Genomic DNA, 17,241 nt, shown 5'->3' with positions numbered 1-17,241 from the left:
GTACATTGTGGAAGGTTCTCGTGACTAGCTCGCCGTTCTCGGCAATCGGCTCCAGTGCTTGGCCAGGCGTTCTCCCCGACGAGGGAGCGCTGGCCGCCCACTGGGGACGTGACTGCCTCTACACGCCAAGCGCCCCTCAGGGTTTCCTCTTCGGCCTCCGGGACGTGCGCGATGTGCTGTGCGATGCCCGGACCACTCCCGGGTATGTTGCCATCTCCACCGCGGACTACCGAAACGTAGACGCCTCCGAGTACACGGTGGACCCAAAGGCGGGAGAGAATCTGCCAGGCCATCCGAAGGACAGGCTCGATCTGGCGAGGATCGCCGAGTTCCTGGCCGGCGGATCCAGTCTGATGTTGCTCGACGTGCAGGCCTACCACAGTGGTGTGAGGGAGATCTGTCGGAGCTTGCAGGACCGTACAGGCCGCCCGGTGAAAGCCATCGTGTTCCTGAGCCCTCCCGGCAGAGGAGCTCTGCCGCTCCATCAGGACCGAGTGGACGTCGTGGTGATCCAGACACACGGAACCAAGAACTGGCAGATATTCGAGCACTTCCCGGGGCAGGACACGTTCGGTCCGGTGATGAAACCGGCCGGGGCGTCGCCGGCGCATCGCATCACTCTCACCCCGGGGGACAGCTGCTACATCCCGGCGGGACGCCCCCATCAGACACGAAGCGCTGATGACTGGTCGGTCCACATCTCGCTCACCATCTCCCCGATCCGGCCGACCCAAGTTCTCGAAGAGTGCTTTCAGCGCGTCCTCCCGAACATCTCGGATGTCGACGTCTATCCCGGTTGGGACGGGAGTATCTCTGACCGCGCCGCTATGGAACGAGCCGCGGAAATGATGTCGCGTTCGATGGCATCGGCGTTTGACTGCTGGAAAGCCCCTCTGTCCGATGAGTATCGACTCCACGATCAGGTTGCAGCAATCCTTGAAGTGCCGGGAACTGAAGAATAACCGTTCTCCAGATGTACACGCTTTGTCCCCATGTACGGAGGTCGAAATAAATGACTCTTATGGATGCTTCAGTTCTTCAGCTGGCACCGGCGATGGCATGCTTTTTCCAAGAAAATTCGGCCACGCTTCGCTCTGGCGGCCGCAACCTGCGGTACGAGGGTCGAATAGTGAGCGTGCTCGGAAATATGCTTCCCTTGGTCGACGGAGAGCGAAACATTGCCGGCATAGTCGATGAGATGGGCGAACGGTGGCGGCCCGTCGTGTTTCGCCTCTGTTCGCAGTTGCTGGCAGACGGTATGGTGATGGACATTGCGAACCCTGATCTGTCCAACTATCCGGGTGGATTGCTCGGGGAATGGTCGTCGCAGGAACAGGAGTCCGGGACGGACGGGGCCGGTAGCGATGACCGGCATCCCATTCGTGTGATGCGGGTGGCGGGCAGCCCTGGCGAGGTTGAAGCGATCTCGCGCGTGAGCCCCGCGCACTGGGAAATCCGAGCGGTGAACCTGTCCGAGATCGTCGGCGTCCCGACGCCGAGCGGAGTCTGCACCACGGTATGGGTGAAGGACCCCAACGACGAGCTTCTCGCCGAATGGAACGAGACGGCCTATCACAATCGGCAGCCCTGGTTGCCGATCAGCCACTACGACGGTGAGGCTGCGGTCGTCGGCCCGTATGTGTATCCCAAATCCACTCCGTGCTTCGAGTGCTATCGCCGTCGGCGGGCATCCCGCAACGCGCTGGGTTCGGATTTCCTGGAACTCCGCAATCTCGACGAGCGGCCACTTGGCTCCGCTGCACTGACCACGGTATTGGCCGGGCTGGGTGTGGCGCAGCTCCAGGAGTGGGAGAACCGTGCGAACCCCTACGTCCCGGGTGGGGTCCGCACGGTGACCTTCGAGCGCGGTGTGGTCGTCAGCTCCGAGTTGGTGCTCCGTGTTCCCCGGTGCTCGGCGTGCCGGCCGGGGTCCTCCGTCGCGAGGCCGACCTTGTGGACCGAGTACTTCTCCCCCGAGGAGTCCACGGATTCCGATGCGGCCGAGCCGACCGAGAAGTCAGTGGTGGTATGACCTCGCTGACCATGCTGACCGGATCCGTGGTCAGTCTTGCCGGACGGCTGGCAGCCACCCGACATCACCCGGACGAGCCCTCGGTGGGTCAGGTCATCTGCAAGGACGTGACCTACGCGCAGGTGCTGGGGAACGGACGACCGTGGTTCTGCGGGGCCGGGCGGGACCTCGTCGCCCGGGTGGCGTCCGACGCGGCAGTGGGTGAGGCTTTCGAGCGGTACGGGCTCCGGGACCTCGACGCGTCCCGGACCCTCTCGGTGTCCATGTCCGAACTCCGGGCGCAGCGCCGACGGTATCTGGACCCTTCAGAGCTCGCCCCGGCCCACGGCACGAACCCCGTGGGAAGCGCAACGGCCTTTCACCCACCGCCCGGGGCCGACACGGCGGTCCGCTGGATGACCGCGGTCGACCTGGTGTCCGGAGAGGACGTCCTGGTGCCGGCCCAGTACTGCATCTTCGTCGAACCGCATTGCGGAACGCCCGGCTGCCTGACCTGTGCGGGGGATCCGGGAGAACCGCAGTGGTGCGCTGCCACGTCCCAGGGGACGGCGGCCGGGACGAACCCTGCGGAGGCTTGCCTTTCCGCCTTGTTGGAGCTGTTCGAGCGGGACGCGTTCATGCTCATGTGGTACCACCGCCTGCGGTTTCCCTACCTGCGCGTCGATCGGCACCAGCGGCTCGGCCAGCGGATCAGCGCCGTCTTCGATCCGGCACGGATCGATGTCCGGTTCATCGACCTCACCGAGGTACACGGTGTGCCAGTCGTGGTGGGGGTCGCCCGGGGGCGGCTGCACGACCGTGAGGTGTTGGTCGTCAGCGCCGGTTCGGCGCTCGATCCGGAAACCGCGGTCTGGAAGGCGGCCAGGGAGCTGGCCGGCCTCTACCCGCTGGCCCGCCACGATGTGCTGCGTGGCGGCGCGAGGATCGAACCGGAGGACATCCTCACCCTCACCGACCGGTTGCGCTATTACACGAATCCGGCGCACCGTCACGAGCTGGATTTCCTGTTCGAACAGCGTGAGTCGATTGCCGTGCCAAAGGCGCAAGCGGTCCCGGGCGGGACGCCGGCCAAGGAACTACGGAAGTTGACCCGACGGCTTCACCGGCGGGGCATCCACACGTATGCGGTGGATCTGACCCCTGCCGGGATGCCGCCCGACCTCCATTCTTTCAAGGTGGTCTCGCCGGAGCTGATTCCGCTCGACAACGATCACCAGAATCGTCACGTCAATCGAACGCGGTTGATCACCGAGCCCACCGACCGCGGCTGGAGACCGGATCGGCCGACTCTCGGGCAACTCAACCACGCCCCGCACCCGTTTCCGTAGGAGTACGAGCCCTATGCCAGACAGTGGAAGTGCTTCGGTCGAGCTTGAGCGCCTGGCCGGTCCTGTAGTGGCGCTGTGCCGGCGCCCGCTCCGTGGTCTTCGGGCTCCGGGCGAGCCGAAGGTGGGAAACCTGGTACTCAAGGAGACGGAACTGGGACCGATCGGAATGGAGGCAGCATTCCGAGGACAAGGCTTCGACATCGACCGTGCCGGCCTTCGCACGAGCACCTTCGGCGAGGCTGTCGAGCGATACAGCATCATGGATGTCGATGGTCGTCCGACGCGCCGGGCTTCGGTGGCGGAGCTCAAAAGTACGGGAGTGCCCCATCTTCCGCCCGCACAACTGCTCTCTCTGCCGCCGGGTGTGAGCCGCCTGGGAAACCTCGCGCATATTCCCGCGAGTGGCAAGAAGATCCAGTGGGTCGAAGGGGTCGATCTGGCCACCGGAACAGCCACCCTGTTGCCGGCGATCCACTGCATCTGCTTCGGCAACGATCCGGGGAACCCCCTGCAGGATGAGGGGCGATGGTGCATCGCCACTTCCAACGGAGCGGCTACGGGCCCGGGTCCGACCGAGGCGTGCCTTTCCGGCCTCTACGAGTTGCTCGAACGAGACGCGTTCATGCTGATGTGGTACCACAAGCTCCGTTTCCCCTATATCACCTGGGAACCGTCATCCCGCCTCGCGCACCGCGCCGAGTCGATACTGACGGGCTGTCGGCTGGACTACCGGCTCATCGACCTCTCCGAGATCAACGAGGTGCCCACGGTCGTCGGAGTCGTTCGTGGCACCGTCGCGGGGGAGGTTCAGTACGCCGTCGGAGGAGGATCGGGCGGGCGCCTGACCGACGCCGTCTGGCGGGCGCTCAGGGAGGCGCTCTCCTTCTATTCGATGCAGCGCAGGGACCTGCTCGCCATCGGGGTCCAGGATATTTCTCCCGAGCAGATACGCGGTTTCTCTGAGCACGGCCGTTACTACACGACCGTCGACAACCAGAGAGAGCTTGAGTTCCTCTTCGAGGACCGGCCTTCCCGAACGCTTCCGGTCGACCGGTACGACCGGCCTGGTGATTCACCGCAGCGGGAACTCCGGAGACTGGTGGAACACCTGTCGGCCAGGCGGTTCGATCTGTATGCGACGGATCTCACGCCTCCGGAGCTCGCGGAGGCGGGACTGTTCACGTACAAGGTTGTATCCCCGCAGTTGATGCCGCTCGACGCTGATCACCAGGCCCGGCATCTGACCAACGAACGGCTGCTCAACGAGCCGACCCGGCGCGGCTGGCGAACCGACCGGCCGGAGCTCGCGGATCTCAACCACGCACCCCATCCCTTTCCGTAGGAGTCATCGGTCATGCCAGAAGCACCGTCGATTTTCACGCCACGCTACTGGGAGTTCCTCGGGGACGACGACCCCCCGGAGTACGACCTTGCCGAGGAGTTCCACGAGGCGTCGAAGTTCCAGCGGGTCACCATGGGGCGGGAGACCAACGGCCGTCGCTTGAAAAGCGACCCCGAACTCCGCGCAAGTGCGGCCATCGGCGCGCGTTCGCTGCCGCATCTTCCCCGAGTCGAACTGCCTGCGATCGACGTCGGGCGTGAGCGCACCCACCATCCGTCGCTGTTCCGGAACGCTTCGTGCCGCGACTTCGTCGCGGAACCACTGCCCGTCGACCAGCTCGGCCGCGCCCTGTGGCTGAGCTACGGGGCCCATCCTGAGCGGCATCCGGCAGACACATGGCGACCGCGACCGGTCGCCTCGGGTGGTGCCCTCTACCCGCTTGAGCTCTACCTGCTCGCCGATGTCGCCGGTTCCGGCAGTAAAGGTCTCTACCACTACAACATCCATGATCACGCCTTGGAGGAAGTGCGCCCCGTGGTCGACGACGAGATCGTCGGGGGCCTGGGGAGCCAGCCGGACCTGTTGGCGTCCGTGCCGGCGATCGTGCTGATCAACGGGTTGTTCTGGCGCAGCCGCTTCAAGTACAAGCTCCGCGGCTATCGCCTCGCCATGATGGAAGCAGGGGCCGTCATTCAGCAGCTGACCCTGGCGGCACAGGCGTTCGGCTGGGGCGTGGTGCCGTTCGCCGGGCTGTGGGACGCCGAGGTGGAAGAGCTCTGCGAGATCGACGGAGTCGACGAGTCCTTCCTCAACGCCGTACTGCTGGGGCGTCCACGATGACCACCATGCCACCGCTGGCCATGCAGGACGTCTCCAAGTTCTACGGAGGCGTCACGGCCGTTGACAGCGTCACGGTGGACATCGAAGCCGGTCAGAGCGTGGCCCTGCTCGGTCGCAACGGCGTCGGCAAGTCCACCCTGCTGCGACTGGCGCTGGGCCTCACGCGCCCGAGCGCCGGCTCGTGCCGCCTCTTCGGCCAGCTACCGAGCGCGTACGACGTCCGCCGGGCCGTGGGCTACGCTCCCCAGCTCAGTGCCCTTCCCGACGGGCTCCGGGTCCGCGAGACCATCCGCTTCGTACGTGACGTCAAGGGTGCGCCGCAGCCGGACGGGCTGATCGACAGACTTCAACTGGGGCCACTGCTCGACCGCTCCGCCTCCGTTCTGTCACTCGGTCAGAAACGGCGACTCGCCCTACTGCTCGCCTTTCTCGGCCATCCGCGATTCGTGATCCTCGACGAACCCACCGTCAGTCTCGACACGGAGAGCCGGTTGGCCTCCTGGGAACTGATCACGGAGTTCTGTGACGCGGGAGGCACTCTGTTGTTGGCGACCCATGACTTCGCCGAGGTCTCGACGATCGCACAGCGGGTGCTCGTGCTCGCCAATGGGCGGGTCAAAGCGGACAGCACTGTTTCCGACCTGGTGCTCGGTACCGGGCTGGTGGTGCTCGAAACAGCCCGCCGCGCCGATCTTCCGCTGCTCGATGGCGTATACGTGCAGCACAGCGGAGAACGGACTCTTCTCATCACCCGGAGGCCCGACGAGGTGCTGGAGCAACTGGGAGCGTGCGCCGACGGGCACATCGTCCAGCGGCGGCCGACCGTCGAGGAGGTCTGCACGGCACTGAGCGGGGGCATCGCTCCACGGGGACGCCGTCACCCCGACGCCGTCCCCGCGAGGGCAGCAGGCGAGTCAACGCAGGTGGGGCAGTGATGGCCGAGTACACCAGTGGCAACCTGTTCCGACAGATCATGGCCTTCGTCCGGGTGGACCTGATCTTCTTCGTGCGGTTCTGGTACATTTCGCTGTTCACTCTGGGGATGACGGTCTTCTACTTCCTCATGCTGACCCGGTACGCCGACGGAGTGCCCTACGTCGACGTGACCTTGGTGTTCGTCACCTTGGGCGTGCTGGCGGTGGTGCTCTTCCAGTGCGGCGGTCGCGTCGCGATGGAGCGGTTGGACCGCTGGAGCCCGTTTCTGCGAACGCTTCCCGTCCCCGTGTGGGCGAGGCTCGGGGCCCGCCTGATCCTGGTCGTGCTGGCCGGCGGGCTCGCCGCCGCTCTCATCATGGTCGCGGGAATGATTCGTTTCGACGTCGTGTACGACCTGTCCGCGATCCTCAGGGCGGCCGTCTCGGTGCCCTTGGCAGTGGCGGTGTTCGCACCGGCCAGCGCGTGTGTCGGAGCCCGGGCGCACCCCAACTTCGCTCCGGCGTTGACCACGGTCCTCTTCCTCGCGATCACCTGGTCATCCGGAGTGTGGACCCGTAGTGCCGTGCCGCTCATCCTGGCACCCGTTGACTTCCTCCTGCCGGTGCAGGCTGTTCAGCGCGTCGCCGCTGCGGTGACCAGCGCCGAGTGGTCAGACCTTCTGTCCGGGGTCGCAGTGGTCGCCCTCTGGTCGCTGCCCGCGTCGCTGCTCGCCCACCGGCTCGCCTCACGTTCCGAGGCACGGCAGTGAGGGCGACCGAAGGAGAACAGGTCCCTCAACCCAACGAGAAGGAACTCTGATGAATTTCACGGCCCCGACGGTTGTGCCTGACGGTTGGCCCGAATCGCTGCCGAACAAGGCCGACCTCGCCGCGCACTGGGGGCGCAGCTGTTTTCCCACGTCACGCCCCCAGGCAACCGCTCTGTTCACGCTCCAGGATCTGTACGAGGTGCTCTGCGACAGTCGGACTACCTCCGAGTACGTGGCAGTTTCCACCAAGGAACACCGAATGGCTCATGCCACTGAGTACACGGTGCGTGACGGCAGTCTGAGTGAGCGGGTTGCCGCCCCCACCATCGGCCGACTGGATCTGAGACGAGTCGAGGACTTTCTGTCCGACGGGGCGAGTCTGATTCTCTATCGAGTCCACGAGTACAACCGGGCACTGAGGCATGTCTGTCGCATGCTGCAAGAAGCGACCGGTCGAATAGCGGAAGCCGTGGTTTTCCTGAGCCCGCCGAGCAGGGGGGCACTTCCGCTTCACCAGGACAAGGTGGACGTCATCGTCGTACAGTCCTCCGGTACCAAGCACTGGCGCATTTTCGACCCGTTCGACGGGCAGAGCGAGCCTGGTCTCGTGACCGTACCCGAAGGGGTCGAGCCAGCACACCGTCTTACTCTGACCCCGGGCGACGTCTGTTACATGCCGGCTGGGCGGCCCCATCAAGCCCGGAGTTCCGACGACTGGTCCCTTCACATCTCCATCACCACGAGACCGATCGACCCGGAATGGGTCATCCACGAGCATCTCCATCGAATCCTTCCTGATCTGCCGAAGACGAGAATCTACCCCGGATGGGACGGATCGTTCGGAGAGCAAACCTCGCTGGAGGAAGCAGCGGATATCGCCTCTCGCGGAATAGCGCAAGCACACCACAAGTGGCGGACGTCCGTCACCGATACGTACGGGGAGCAGGATCGACTCGCCGGAGTCCTCGGCCTCCGAGAAATATCCAGATAACCGGCAGAACTGCCGATTCCATCATTCCTGTCGATGGGTCGGCACCCACGACCAGTATGCGGACGTCCGTCCGCCTTTCCGATGCACGCACCCGGCACCGTGCGCTCATCAGCGCCTCGGCCGGCACCTTGTCCGGGTCGGCGTCCTTACGGCACCGCGGGCGCTGGTCGCCGGACTTCCGTCGCCACGGCTCACGGACGGGTGAGAGCACAGGCCGGGTGCGGGGCCGGTCCACATGTCTCAGAGGGGATCGTCTCCTCCAGGTAACCTGCGAGAACAGGAGTGGAAGATTGCGCCTGACGTCCGGAAAACTGGCAGACGTACCGCGGACGCCGGCTCGTGACGGCTTCTCGTTCGGAGCGGTCGGCGACGTGATGTATCTGCGCCCGATGTCGGCGACGCTTCGGGCAACGCAGGCAGATCTGCTCGCCGTGCTGAAGGAGCCGGACGTGCTGTTCGGCAATCTTGAGTGCTGCCTCATCGACCTGAACACCTTCAGTGGTTCGCCGGCGGCGGAGGCCGCAGGGCCATGGCTGCATGCTGACCCGAGCATCGCCCACGACCTTCGCGCGTTGGGGTTCAATCTGCTGAGCCTTGCGAACAACCATTCCCTGGACTGGGGAAGCCAGGGGCTGCTCGATACTCTGACCGCGGTGAACAGTGCCGGGTTGACAGGCGCTGGCACGGGGCGCAACCTCGCTGCGGCCCGTGCTCCGCGCTACCTCGATACCGCCCACGGCCGCGTGGCGCTCATAGCGGCCACCACCACGTTCCCGGCGCAGGCGCGTGCCGGGAACCCCCTGGGGGAGATCCCCGGTCGACCCGGCGTATCAGCTGTTCGCAGTACTCCGGTAGCGCGTGTACCGAGAGAGATCTGGGAGCGTCTCCGCGAGCTGGCCGCATCTCATCCGAACATGCTCAACAACGTCGAGGTACCCGAACGCGACACCATCTACTTCATGGGAAACGTCTTCCAGCCGGTCGAACGGGGTCAACTGGAGGACGAACCCGTTGTGGCGTACAAGGTTCAAGAGGGAGACGTGCGGGAGATGTTGTTGACCGTACGCCAGGCCCGACAGAACAGCAATTTCGTTGCCTTCTCGCTTCATTCACACGAGCCCACCAACTATTCGGAGTCCCCGGCCGGTTTCGTGACCGACATTTGTCGCCGTGTCGTCGAAGCGGGTGCGGATATCGTGATCGGTCACGGACCGCATCAGCTTCGGGGGGTGGAGTTGTACCAGGGTGTGCCGATCCTGTACTCCCTCGGTGACTTCGCGATGATGTCCAACAGTATGGACGCAGTGCCCCGGGAAACGTGGATCTCTGCTGGAGTTCCGTATGGCGCGGCCACGGTTCCGGAGGTTCTGACTGCCCAGCATCGCAGCATCTTCGGGAATCCGAACTTTTCTGAGTCCGCTGCTGCCTTTTTGCGGTTGCGGGAGGGAGGTTATGACCTCAGCCTCCGTCCCCTGGTTCTCGGCGATCACAGCGATGGGGCAGCGTGGGGAGTGCCCCGTCTCGCCCAAGGCGCGGCCGGTGAGCGGATCCTGTCTCGGATGCAAAGGCTGAGCGCAGACCTGGGAACCGAGTTGGCCATCGAGGAGGGCGTGGCAGTGGTGCGGGTCGGGTCGGAGGAGAAGCTGTCGACCACCCGGCCTCAGGCGTCGTCTCCGCAGGTGAGTCCGCAGTAGCAGACGAGGGTGGAGATGGGCTTGCCACGGTTCGACGCACGTATGGGACGAGGGGTCCGTCGCCGGGAGGGTGCCCTTGCGGAGAGCTTGGAGGGCCTCACCCGCGCCCTCGCCTGTATGCGGGAACCCCTTCAGCCGCCGTCGCGCCAGTGCCTTGAGCGGGCCGACCGGTGAGCCGTGCTGCCTCGTGCTGTCCGCAGCGGTTGCCGGAATGCGCCTGGGCCCGGCGAGCGGGACAGTGGAAGGAGTATCAACCACCGTGGGGGCGATCCGGCGGGAGTGAACGGACCATGGGCAAGAAGGAGCTCGCCAACGGCTACCGCGTCACCTGGAGCAGCACGAGCAGAGCGTTCCGGGGAAGGTGAAGAAGAAGATCACGAGACGCACGGAGACTGCGGGACGCACCGTCGACGCCTCGAAGGACGGACCGCAGTACGAGGTCGAGAGCGAGGAGTCGGGTCGCAGGGCGGTGCACAAGCCGGAGTCCCTGCGGAGGAAGGGCACCGACTCGTGAGCGGCGGGGACGGTGGGAATGGCGCCGGCCGCGGGAAGGCCGGCGCCGGGGGCCGTGACGAGGACATCGTCGGCGAGTTCGGCAAGGTCGTGAACACGACTCCGCGCGGCCTTGAGAAGTGGCTGGCCACGGACGAGTCGAAGAGTGTGGGTCAGTCGAGCGACGGGAGTGAGGGCGTGGGCCACGCGTCCGGGCGGCGCATCGTGGCACTGCTGGGGAAGAAGGACTCGGAACTCACTGACGACGACCTCGCGCACATGCGCACGGTCGTCGGATACGTGCACCGGCACGTCGAGCAGCGGCCCACCGGGGATGTGACGGACACCCCGTGGCGCTACTCCCTCATGAACTGCGGTCACGACCCCACGTCGTGACGCGTCGGGGGCGGGGCGGTACGGCAGCACCGGCACGGGAGGGCCGGACGCCGTCTTCGGCGCGGGAGAGCGGGAGCAGGGCACAGGGCGCACAGGGGTGCCGGGCGCCGGTGCGGTGGGTGCGTGCCTACGGCCGGGGCGGGGCGGCGGCCCGGACGAGGGCCCGTGCCAGGTGGGTGCTCGCCGCGAGGGTGTCGAGCGGGAGTGGTTGGGTGGCGAGTGCCCCCTCGTGCAGGACGAGGAGTTGGGTGGCGAGGGTGGCGGGGTCCGGGCATCCGGCGGCGCCGGCGAGTTCCTCGAACAGGTTCCGCAGCCAGAGCTTCTGGTCCGCGGCGATGCGGTGCGCGGGATGCGAGGGGTCCGGGAGTTCGGCCAGCGCGTTGAGGAACGCGCATCCGCGGCTGTTCTCCTCGCTCCAGGTCCGCAGTGCGTCGAAGGGCGCGCCGACGGCCTCGACGGCGTCGTCGCCGACGCCGACGGTGTCGCGGACGAGCGAGCGCCAGCGCCGGTCGCGTTCCGTGAGGTAGGTCGCCACGAGGTGGTCCTTCGAACCGAAGCGGTTGTACAGGGTCCGCTTGGTCACGCCGGAGTGCTCGGCGATCAGGTCCACGCCGACCGGGGTGATGCCGCGGTGGTAGAAGAGCTCCTCGGCGGCGGCCAGGATGCGGCGGCCGGCCGGTGTCATGGGCTGGGTTTCCTGCACGGGAGGCTTACCTTTACCGATCGGTGTACCTTGGAGCGAATTCACCGACCAGTGTACCCCTGTGGGGGTGAGGAGGAGGTTGCGAGATGGACGTGCCCGAGACCATGCGCGCCGTGCGGCTCGTGGAGCACGGAGGCCCGGAGGCGCTGGAGGCGGTGCAGACGCCCGTACCCGTACCGCAGGCGGGAGAGGTGCTGGTGCGGGTCGCCGCGGTGGCGCTGAACAACACCGACCTGTGGACGCGGGAGGGCGCCTACGGCCTCCCGGGCGACCCGGAGGCGCTGTCCGGCTGGCGGGGTCCGATCGGCTTCCCGCGCGTCCAGGGTGCGGACGTGGCCGGCTGGGTGGCGGCCGTCGGCGACGGTGCGGACGAGGGCCTCGTCGGCCGCCGCGTGGTCGTCGATCCGGCGCTCTACGACGGCGACGGGCCGCACGCGAACCCGGTGGGCCTGATGGGGAGCGAACGCGACGGCGGCTACGCCGAGTACGTGACCGCGCCGGTGGAGCGTGTGCACGACATGACCGAATCCCCGCTCACGGACGAGCAGCTCGCGGCGTTGCCCACCGCCTACGGCACTGCCCTGGGCATGATCGAGCGGGGCCGCCTGCGGGCGGGGGAGACGGTCCTGGTCTCCGGAGCGTCCGGCGGTGTGGGTCTCGCGCTGGTGCAGATCGCCCGGGCACGCGGAGCGCGGGTGCTCGCCCTCAGCAGCGGGTCCAAGATCGGGGCGGTGCGCGAGGCGGGCGCCCACGAAGTCCTCGACCGCGCCCGGGACGTCCCGGAGCAGCTCCGCGCCGTCGCACCGGAGGGCATCGACGTCGCGCTCGACGTCGTCGCCGGGGCTCTGGTGGGCGAGGCGCTCCCACTACTGCGCGAAGGCGGCCGGTGGGTCGTCGCCGGTGCGCTCGGCGGTTACGGCCTGAGCTTCGACGTGCGCCGCCTCTACCTGCACAACGCGCAGGTGATCGGCTCCTCGATGCACACGCCCACGCACTTCGACCTCCTCATGGAGCTCGCCCGCCGGGACGGGGTCCGGCCGGTCGTCGCCGCGGCCTTCCCCCTGGACCAGGCCGCGCGGGCACAGGAGGAGCTCGCCCGCCGGGGGCACGTGGGCAAGATCGTTCTGAACCCGTGAGGGGCATTCCGCTGTTTCGGCGGCGGGTGCGGGAGTCCTGTCGGTCTGGTGCGTCGACAGGACCCCGCCCCCGAGATTCACCCCGAGCGTGAGGTCACTCCTTCGCGAACGCCAGCAGGTCCTGGTTCAGTCGATCCGCATGCGAGGCGAAGAGGCCGTGCGGCGCGTTCGCGTAGCAGACCAGCGTGCTGCCCGGGATCAACGCGGCCGTGCGGCGGGCGCACAGGTCGTAGGGCGCGGCGAGATCGCCGCTGCCGTGGATGATCAGGGTGGGCAGCGTGAGCGCGGTCGCCTCGGCCCGCTGGTCGGTGTGGAAAAGGGTGCGGTACAGCTCCGTGCCGGCTCGTGGCGAGGTGCTCAGCGCGGTGTTCATGAACCAGTCGGCGAGTTCGGGGGAGACCGCTCGACCGGTCGGTATCCCGGTGCCCGACGCGGTGCCCGCCTCCGCATCCGGGGCGGGCCGGGCTCCCCCGAAGAACGGTCCGGTGAGCTGGCCGAGCCACTGGGCCCGGTCGTGCCGGATCGCCGCGGTCATCTCGTCCAGCACGGCGGGGTCGAGGCCCTCCGGGTGGTCGTCGGTACGCGCCATCAACGGGGTGGTGGATGCGACGAGCGCCAGCCGGGAGAACCGTTCGGTGCCGTAGCGGCTGAGGTGGCGCACGGCCTCGCCCCCGCCGATCGCGTAACCCACGAGAACCGCATCTCGCAGGTCGAGATGATCGGCGAGGTCGGCCAGGTCATCGGCGAGCGTGTCGTAGTCGTAGCCCGTCCACGGCACGTCCGAGCGGCCGCAGCCGCGCCGGTCGTAGGCGATGCAGCGCAATCCCTGCCCGGCCAGGAAGGGTGCCTGGAACTCCCACATCCGGGAGTCGAGCATGGCGGTGCCGAGCAGGACGACCGGTCGACCCGTGCCCCAGTCCTGGTAGTACAGCCGGGTACCGTCACTCGTGGTCAGATGGGGCATGGCGTGCCTTCCTGGAGTGCGGGTAAGTGCGGGTAAGTGCGGGTAAGCGAGGGGCGCTGGGGAGCGCGGATGGGCCCGCCCCGGCTGCCGGTGCGAGCCCTTCAGCGGCGGGGTCAGCGGGTGTCGGCGGTGGCGCCGCTCTCGGTGGGCCCACCACCGGCAGGCGTCGCTCGGGCGGGCGAGGCCAGCACGATCGTGGCGGCCGCGGCGCAGAAGAGGATCAGGGGGAGCAAGGTGACGGCGAAGGCCGACGCGTAGTCGTCCGTGAAGTTCGCCGCGTCGGCGAGTACGGGGTAGAACACCAGGCCAGCGATCGCCACCCCGACCACGGCCCCGCCCTCCTGCGCGGTGTTCAGCAAGCCCGAGGCGGAGGCGGCGTGGTCGGGGGAGGCGGACCCCAGCACGAAGTTGGTCAACGGGCCGGTGGTCATGCCCATCCCGACGCCGGCAACCACCAGCGCAGGCAGCATCCACGCGATCTGTCCGGAAACGCCGAGTTGGGTCGCGGCGAGAGCGGCGCCGGCATATCCGACCGCGAGGACGACCGGCCCGCGGGCCACGCTCCGGGCGGTCACCGTAGTCGCCCGGGCGGCTACCAGCGAGGCCCCGAAGTAACCGGCACCCAGGGCCAGGAAGGCCAGGCCGGACTGGAACGCCGTCATTCCGCGGCCCAGTTGGAGGTAGAGGGCGAGGATGAAGAAGAAGGAACCCATGGCCAGGAAATAGGTCAGAGTGGCCAGCAGCCCCATCGAGAAGGTGCGGACCCTGAAGAGGGCCGGTTCGATCAGAGGGCTGTTCCCCCGTGCTCCCTGCTTCCGCATGTACTGCGCGGACGCTGCCAGGAGCGCGACGGAGGCGCTCAGGCCCAGCCAGCTCCACACGGGCCAGTCCTGGTGGCCGCCCTCGACGAGGGTGAAGACGGTGACTCCCAGGGCAGCGGTGACCAGGAGGGTGCCGGGGAGGTCCAGGCGGACGTGGGCAGCCCCTCGTGATTCGGGGACCGTGCGGTGCACGAAGGCCAGGGCGGCCAGGCAGATCGGGATGTTGATCAGAAAGATGGTCCGCCAGCCAAGTCCTCCCACGTCCAGTGTGATCAGGGCGCCGCCGATGACCTGGGCGAAGACACTCGCCATCCCGATGACCAGACCGTAGACGGTGAAGGCCTTGGCCCGGCTGGGGCCGGTGTACACGGTGCCGATGATGCCGAGCACCTGCGGGACGAGCAGGGCTCCGGCCGCTCCCTGCACGATGCGGGCGATGACCAGAGTGGTGACGTCCGGTGCGATTCCGCAGGCCAGGGAGGAGACCATGAACAGTGCCATGCCGGTCACGAACATGCGGCGGCGGCCGAACATGTCGCCGAGCCGGCCCGCGGTGATCAGTCCTGCGGTGAACGTGACTCCGTAGCCGACGATGACCGCCTGCGCCTGGGCGGATCCCGCGCCGAGGTCGGTCTGAATCGCCGGCACCGCCACGTTGGCGATGAAGTAGTCGAGGACGGTGATGAAGGTGCCCACCAGAACGACTGCCAGCGCCGCCAGGGACGGCCGGTCCTTCGGGGCCCCGTCGGCGGCCGGGGGGTGCGGACTTGCTTCTGAGGTCATCGGGGGCTGCGCTCCTGGTGTTCGTCACTGGCGGCCCCGGGCGTCCGGAGCCTGTGGGCGGCACCGCCGGATCACGGCGGAACCTGCGGGCGTACGGGGTGCCGGTCCTGGTCCCGGGACCGCGGACGCACGGAAACAGAGTGATCCCCGGGCCGACGACGGGCAATTACGTGCGGGGTAATGAGGGTCTTCGTCGAGGGCGGGCGGCGCGCAGCGGACGGAGAGGGATTTCCGTCGTGTTGCTTTTGCCGACAGTTTTCGGGTGGTTCATGCCGCATGACTTCGAGTAGCGACTGATGCCGTTCTGACGTCGGTCTGACGGTTTCTGGGTGGAGGACGTACCTCTTTCGCGAACGTGTCCGGGCTGTTGTAATGACGAGAGACCGACAGGTCGCCGTAAGTTCCGGGGGTGGTGCGAAGTTTTTTGTCGTCCGCTCATCCCTTTATGTCGGAATTTCCAAACGTTCCGTACTCCCCGTGTCGCCGCGCTCCCGTGATGGTGATTTCGAGGATTTATCCGGTGTACTCGAGTGCTATTCGGTCCAGCAGATTCGTCCGATTCCTTCGGACCGCCCCGGCCCCGCCCGGCCGTTCCCCTCGGGAGTTGACATGTCACAGCGCAGGCACGAGCGCGAGACCCTCCGGCACGCGTGGGTGCAGTTCCTCACGGTGTTCCTGGGCGCGCCGGGGGAGGAGGAGGTCCGCCTCCTGCGGCAGGAGGCGGAACAGGAGCGCGGCGCCGGTCCATCGGGTGCCCCGCAGGCTGCGGAGCCGCGTCGGGCCGCCTGACGGGGCTCGACGCGGAGGGGCGGCGCCTACCAGGTCACGGGCAGACGGGTCACTCCGTGGAAGACGGTGCCCCGTCGCATGATGTCCCGCGGCTCGGCGGCTAGCCGGAGCGTGGGGAAACGGCGCAGCAGGGTGCGCAGCGAGATGTCCATCTCCAGCCGGGCCAGGGGTGCGCCCTGGCAGTAGTGCGGACCGTAGCCCCACTGCAGATGGCCGGAGGTGTCCCGCTCCGCGTCGATCCGCTGCGGGCAGCCGAAGACCGCTTCGTCGTGGTTGCCCGAGGGGATGGAGATGACGACCGCATCGCCCTTGGCGAAGGTGACTCCGCCGATCTCGACGTCCTCGAGCGCCTGCCGCACGACGGCGTCCTGGGAGATCGACCAGTAGCGCATCGATTCCTCGACGTACTGAGGGACCAGCGCGCCCTCGTCCGCGGCCACCCTGGCGCGTAGTTCGTCGTCCCGGAGCAGGCTGAGAATATTGAGTGCGATCTGGTTGGTGGTGGTCTCGTGCCCGGCGACGAGGACCAGCCGGGCGATGCCGACGAGGTCGTCGAGATCGATCTCACCGGTGGCCACGTGGTTGCACGCCAGCCGGCTGATGAGGTCGTCCCCGGGTTCGTCGAGGCGCCGCTTCCCCAGTTGTGCCAGGTAGGCGGACATGTCGAGATAGGCCGCGTACGACAGTGCCGGGTCCTCCTGGGAGATGGTCACCCGGGTCTTCTCGATGAAGAACCCGGAGTCCTCGTCCGGCACTCCGAGCAGCCGGGCGATGACCAGCGTGGGGAGCTTGCGGGAGAACGTGTCGTGCAGGTCGGCCGGCTGCGGGGAAGCGGCCAGGTCGTCCAGCAGCTGGTCGGTGAGCCGTTGGATGTCCCCGCGCAACCGCCGGACCCGGCGCATCGTGAACTCGGTCTGGATCATCCCCCGGAGCCGCCCGTGTTCCGGGTCGTCCATCCGGAGGAAAGAACTCGGGTTGTGGCCCGGCGGCACCTGGATGCGTACCGGAGCGCCCGGGAGGGTCTCGTCGGCGCTCAGCAGCGGGTGGCCGAGCGCCTCGCGGACGTCGGCGTAGCGTGTCACGAGCCAGGCGAGGCGTGCCTCCGCGGTGCCTTCGGGTAGCCGTACCAGGCACGGCGGCTCCTTGCGCAGCCGCGCCAGTGCGGGGGGAAGCTCCCCGTCCTCCGTTCTCGGGAACGGCCAATCCGGAATCAGCTGGTCGGTCTCGGGTGACATGCGGCTCCTCT

The 17,241-nt window shown here is 67.4% G+C and carries 16 protein-coding genes and 1 pseudogene; 13 read left to right on the top strand and 4 right to left on the bottom strand.

Features of this window, described 5'->3' with window-relative positions; genetic code table 11:
- Nucleotides 1-20 precede the first annotated feature (20 nt).
- The 11 genes and pseudogenes from H300_RS29255 (at nucleotide 21) to H300_RS0111415 (ending at nucleotide 10,799) form a co-directional block, all read left to right on the top strand.
- Nucleotides 21-962: a JmjC domain-containing protein gene (locus H300_RS29255; protein WP_028427541.1), complete on the top strand. Its 942-nt coding sequence runs from the start codon at nucleotides 21-23 to the stop codon at nucleotides 960-962.
- Nucleotides 963-1,129: 167 nt separating this feature from the next.
- On the top strand, nucleotides 1,130-2,032 hold the full coding sequence (locus H300_RS0111460) for a TOMM precursor leader peptide-binding protein (RefSeq protein WP_158678355.1): 903 nt from the start codon (nucleotides 1,130-1,132) through the stop codon (nucleotides 2,030-2,032).
- Complete coding sequence (locus tag H300_RS0111455; protein WP_028427539.1) at nucleotides 2,029-3,360, top strand: YcaO-like family protein; 1,332 nt, start codon at nucleotides 2,029-2,031, stop codon at nucleotides 3,358-3,360. Before H300_RS0111460 ends, H300_RS0111455 begins: the two co-directional genes overlap by 4 nt.
- A gap of 13 nt (nucleotides 3,361-3,373) precedes the next feature.
- Nucleotides 3,374-4,702 (top strand): YcaO-like family protein, encoded by a 1,329-nt coding sequence (locus H300_RS0111450; protein WP_078515914.1) that lies wholly within the window; start codon nucleotides 3,374-3,376, stop codon nucleotides 4,700-4,702.
- 12 nt (nucleotides 4,703-4,714) lie between these two features.
- On the top strand, nucleotides 4,715-5,542 hold the full coding sequence (locus H300_RS0111445) for a SagB/ThcOx family dehydrogenase (RefSeq protein ID WP_028427537.1): 828 nt from the start codon (nucleotides 4,715-4,717) through the stop codon (nucleotides 5,540-5,542).
- A complete protein-coding gene (locus H300_RS26365) occupies nucleotides 5,539-6,477 on the top strand; it encodes an ABC transporter ATP-binding protein (RefSeq protein WP_078515913.1) in 939 nt (312 codons plus the stop codon). Before H300_RS0111445 ends, H300_RS26365 begins: the two co-directional genes overlap by 4 nt.
- The gene (locus H300_RS0111435; protein ID WP_158678354.1) at nucleotides 6,477-7,226 is read left to right on the top strand and encodes a hypothetical protein; all 750 of its coding nucleotides are present in this window, start codon (nucleotides 6,477-6,479) and stop codon (nucleotides 7,224-7,226) included. Before H300_RS26365 ends, H300_RS0111435 begins: the two co-directional genes overlap by 1 nt.
- Nucleotides 7,227-7,275: 49 nt before the next feature.
- A complete protein-coding gene (locus tag H300_RS29250) occupies nucleotides 7,276-8,217 on the top strand; it encodes a JmjC domain-containing protein (RefSeq protein ID WP_051269955.1) in 942 nt (313 codons plus the stop codon).
- 290 nt (nucleotides 8,218-8,507) lie between these two features.
- Nucleotides 8,508-9,911 (top strand): CapA family protein, encoded by a 1,404-nt coding sequence (locus tag H300_RS26355; protein WP_158678353.1) that lies wholly within the window; start codon nucleotides 8,508-8,510, stop codon nucleotides 9,909-9,911.
- A 290-nt stretch (nucleotides 9,912-10,201) separates the two neighbouring features.
- Nucleotides 10,202-10,425: pseudogene (locus H300_RS26350) on the top strand (hypervirulence associated TUDOR domain-containing protein).
- A gap of 65 nt (nucleotides 10,426-10,490) precedes the next feature.
- On the top strand, nucleotides 10,491-10,799 hold the full coding sequence (locus H300_RS0111415) for a DUF3140 domain-containing protein (RefSeq protein ID WP_028427535.1): 309 nt from the start codon (nucleotides 10,491-10,493) through the stop codon (nucleotides 10,797-10,799).
- 127 nt (nucleotides 10,800-10,926) lie between these two features.
- On the opposite strand, the gene H300_RS0111410 is transcribed toward H300_RS0111415, so the two are convergent.
- On the bottom strand, nucleotides 10,927-11,484 hold the full coding sequence (locus H300_RS0111410) for a TetR/AcrR family transcriptional regulator (RefSeq protein ID WP_037980012.1): 558 nt from the start codon (nucleotides 11,482-11,484) through the stop codon (nucleotides 10,927-10,929).
- 104 nt (nucleotides 11,485-11,588) lie between these two features.
- Between H300_RS0111410 and H300_RS0111405 the strand changes: the two genes are divergently transcribed.
- Nucleotides 11,589-12,638: a zinc-binding dehydrogenase gene (locus tag H300_RS0111405; RefSeq protein ID WP_028427533.1), complete on the top strand. Its 1,050-nt coding sequence runs from the start codon at nucleotides 11,589-11,591 to the stop codon at nucleotides 12,636-12,638.
- Nucleotides 12,639-12,732: 94 nt separating this feature from the next.
- On the opposite strand, the gene H300_RS0111400 is transcribed toward H300_RS0111405, so the two are convergent.
- Nucleotides 12,733-13,602: an alpha/beta fold hydrolase gene (locus tag H300_RS0111400; protein WP_028427532.1), complete on the bottom strand. Its 870-nt coding sequence runs from the start codon at nucleotides 13,600-13,602 to the stop codon at nucleotides 12,733-12,735.
- Nucleotides 13,603-13,715: 113 nt separating this feature from the next.
- Entirely contained in the window at nucleotides 13,716-15,206 is a 1,491-nt protein-coding gene (locus H300_RS26345) for an MFS transporter (RefSeq protein WP_051269953.1), read from the bottom strand.
- Between the two features lie 609 nt (nucleotides 15,207-15,815).
- Between H300_RS26345 and H300_RS0111390 the strand changes: the two genes are divergently transcribed.
- Nucleotides 15,816-15,995: a hypothetical protein gene (locus H300_RS0111390; RefSeq protein ID WP_028427531.1), complete on the top strand. Its 180-nt coding sequence runs from the start codon at nucleotides 15,816-15,818 to the stop codon at nucleotides 15,993-15,995.
- A gap of 26 nt (nucleotides 15,996-16,021) precedes the next feature.
- Here H300_RS0111390 and H300_RS0111385 read toward each other — a convergent pair whose 3' ends face one another.
- Complete coding sequence (locus tag H300_RS0111385) at nucleotides 16,022-17,230, bottom strand: cytochrome P450 (RefSeq protein WP_028427530.1); 1,209 nt, start codon at nucleotides 17,228-17,230, stop codon at nucleotides 16,022-16,024.
- Between the last annotated feature and the right edge of the window lie 11 nt (nucleotides 17,231-17,241).

The organism is Streptomyces sp. TAA040 (assembly GCF_000424845.1).
This window is presented reverse-complemented; position numbering and strand designations above follow the sequence as displayed.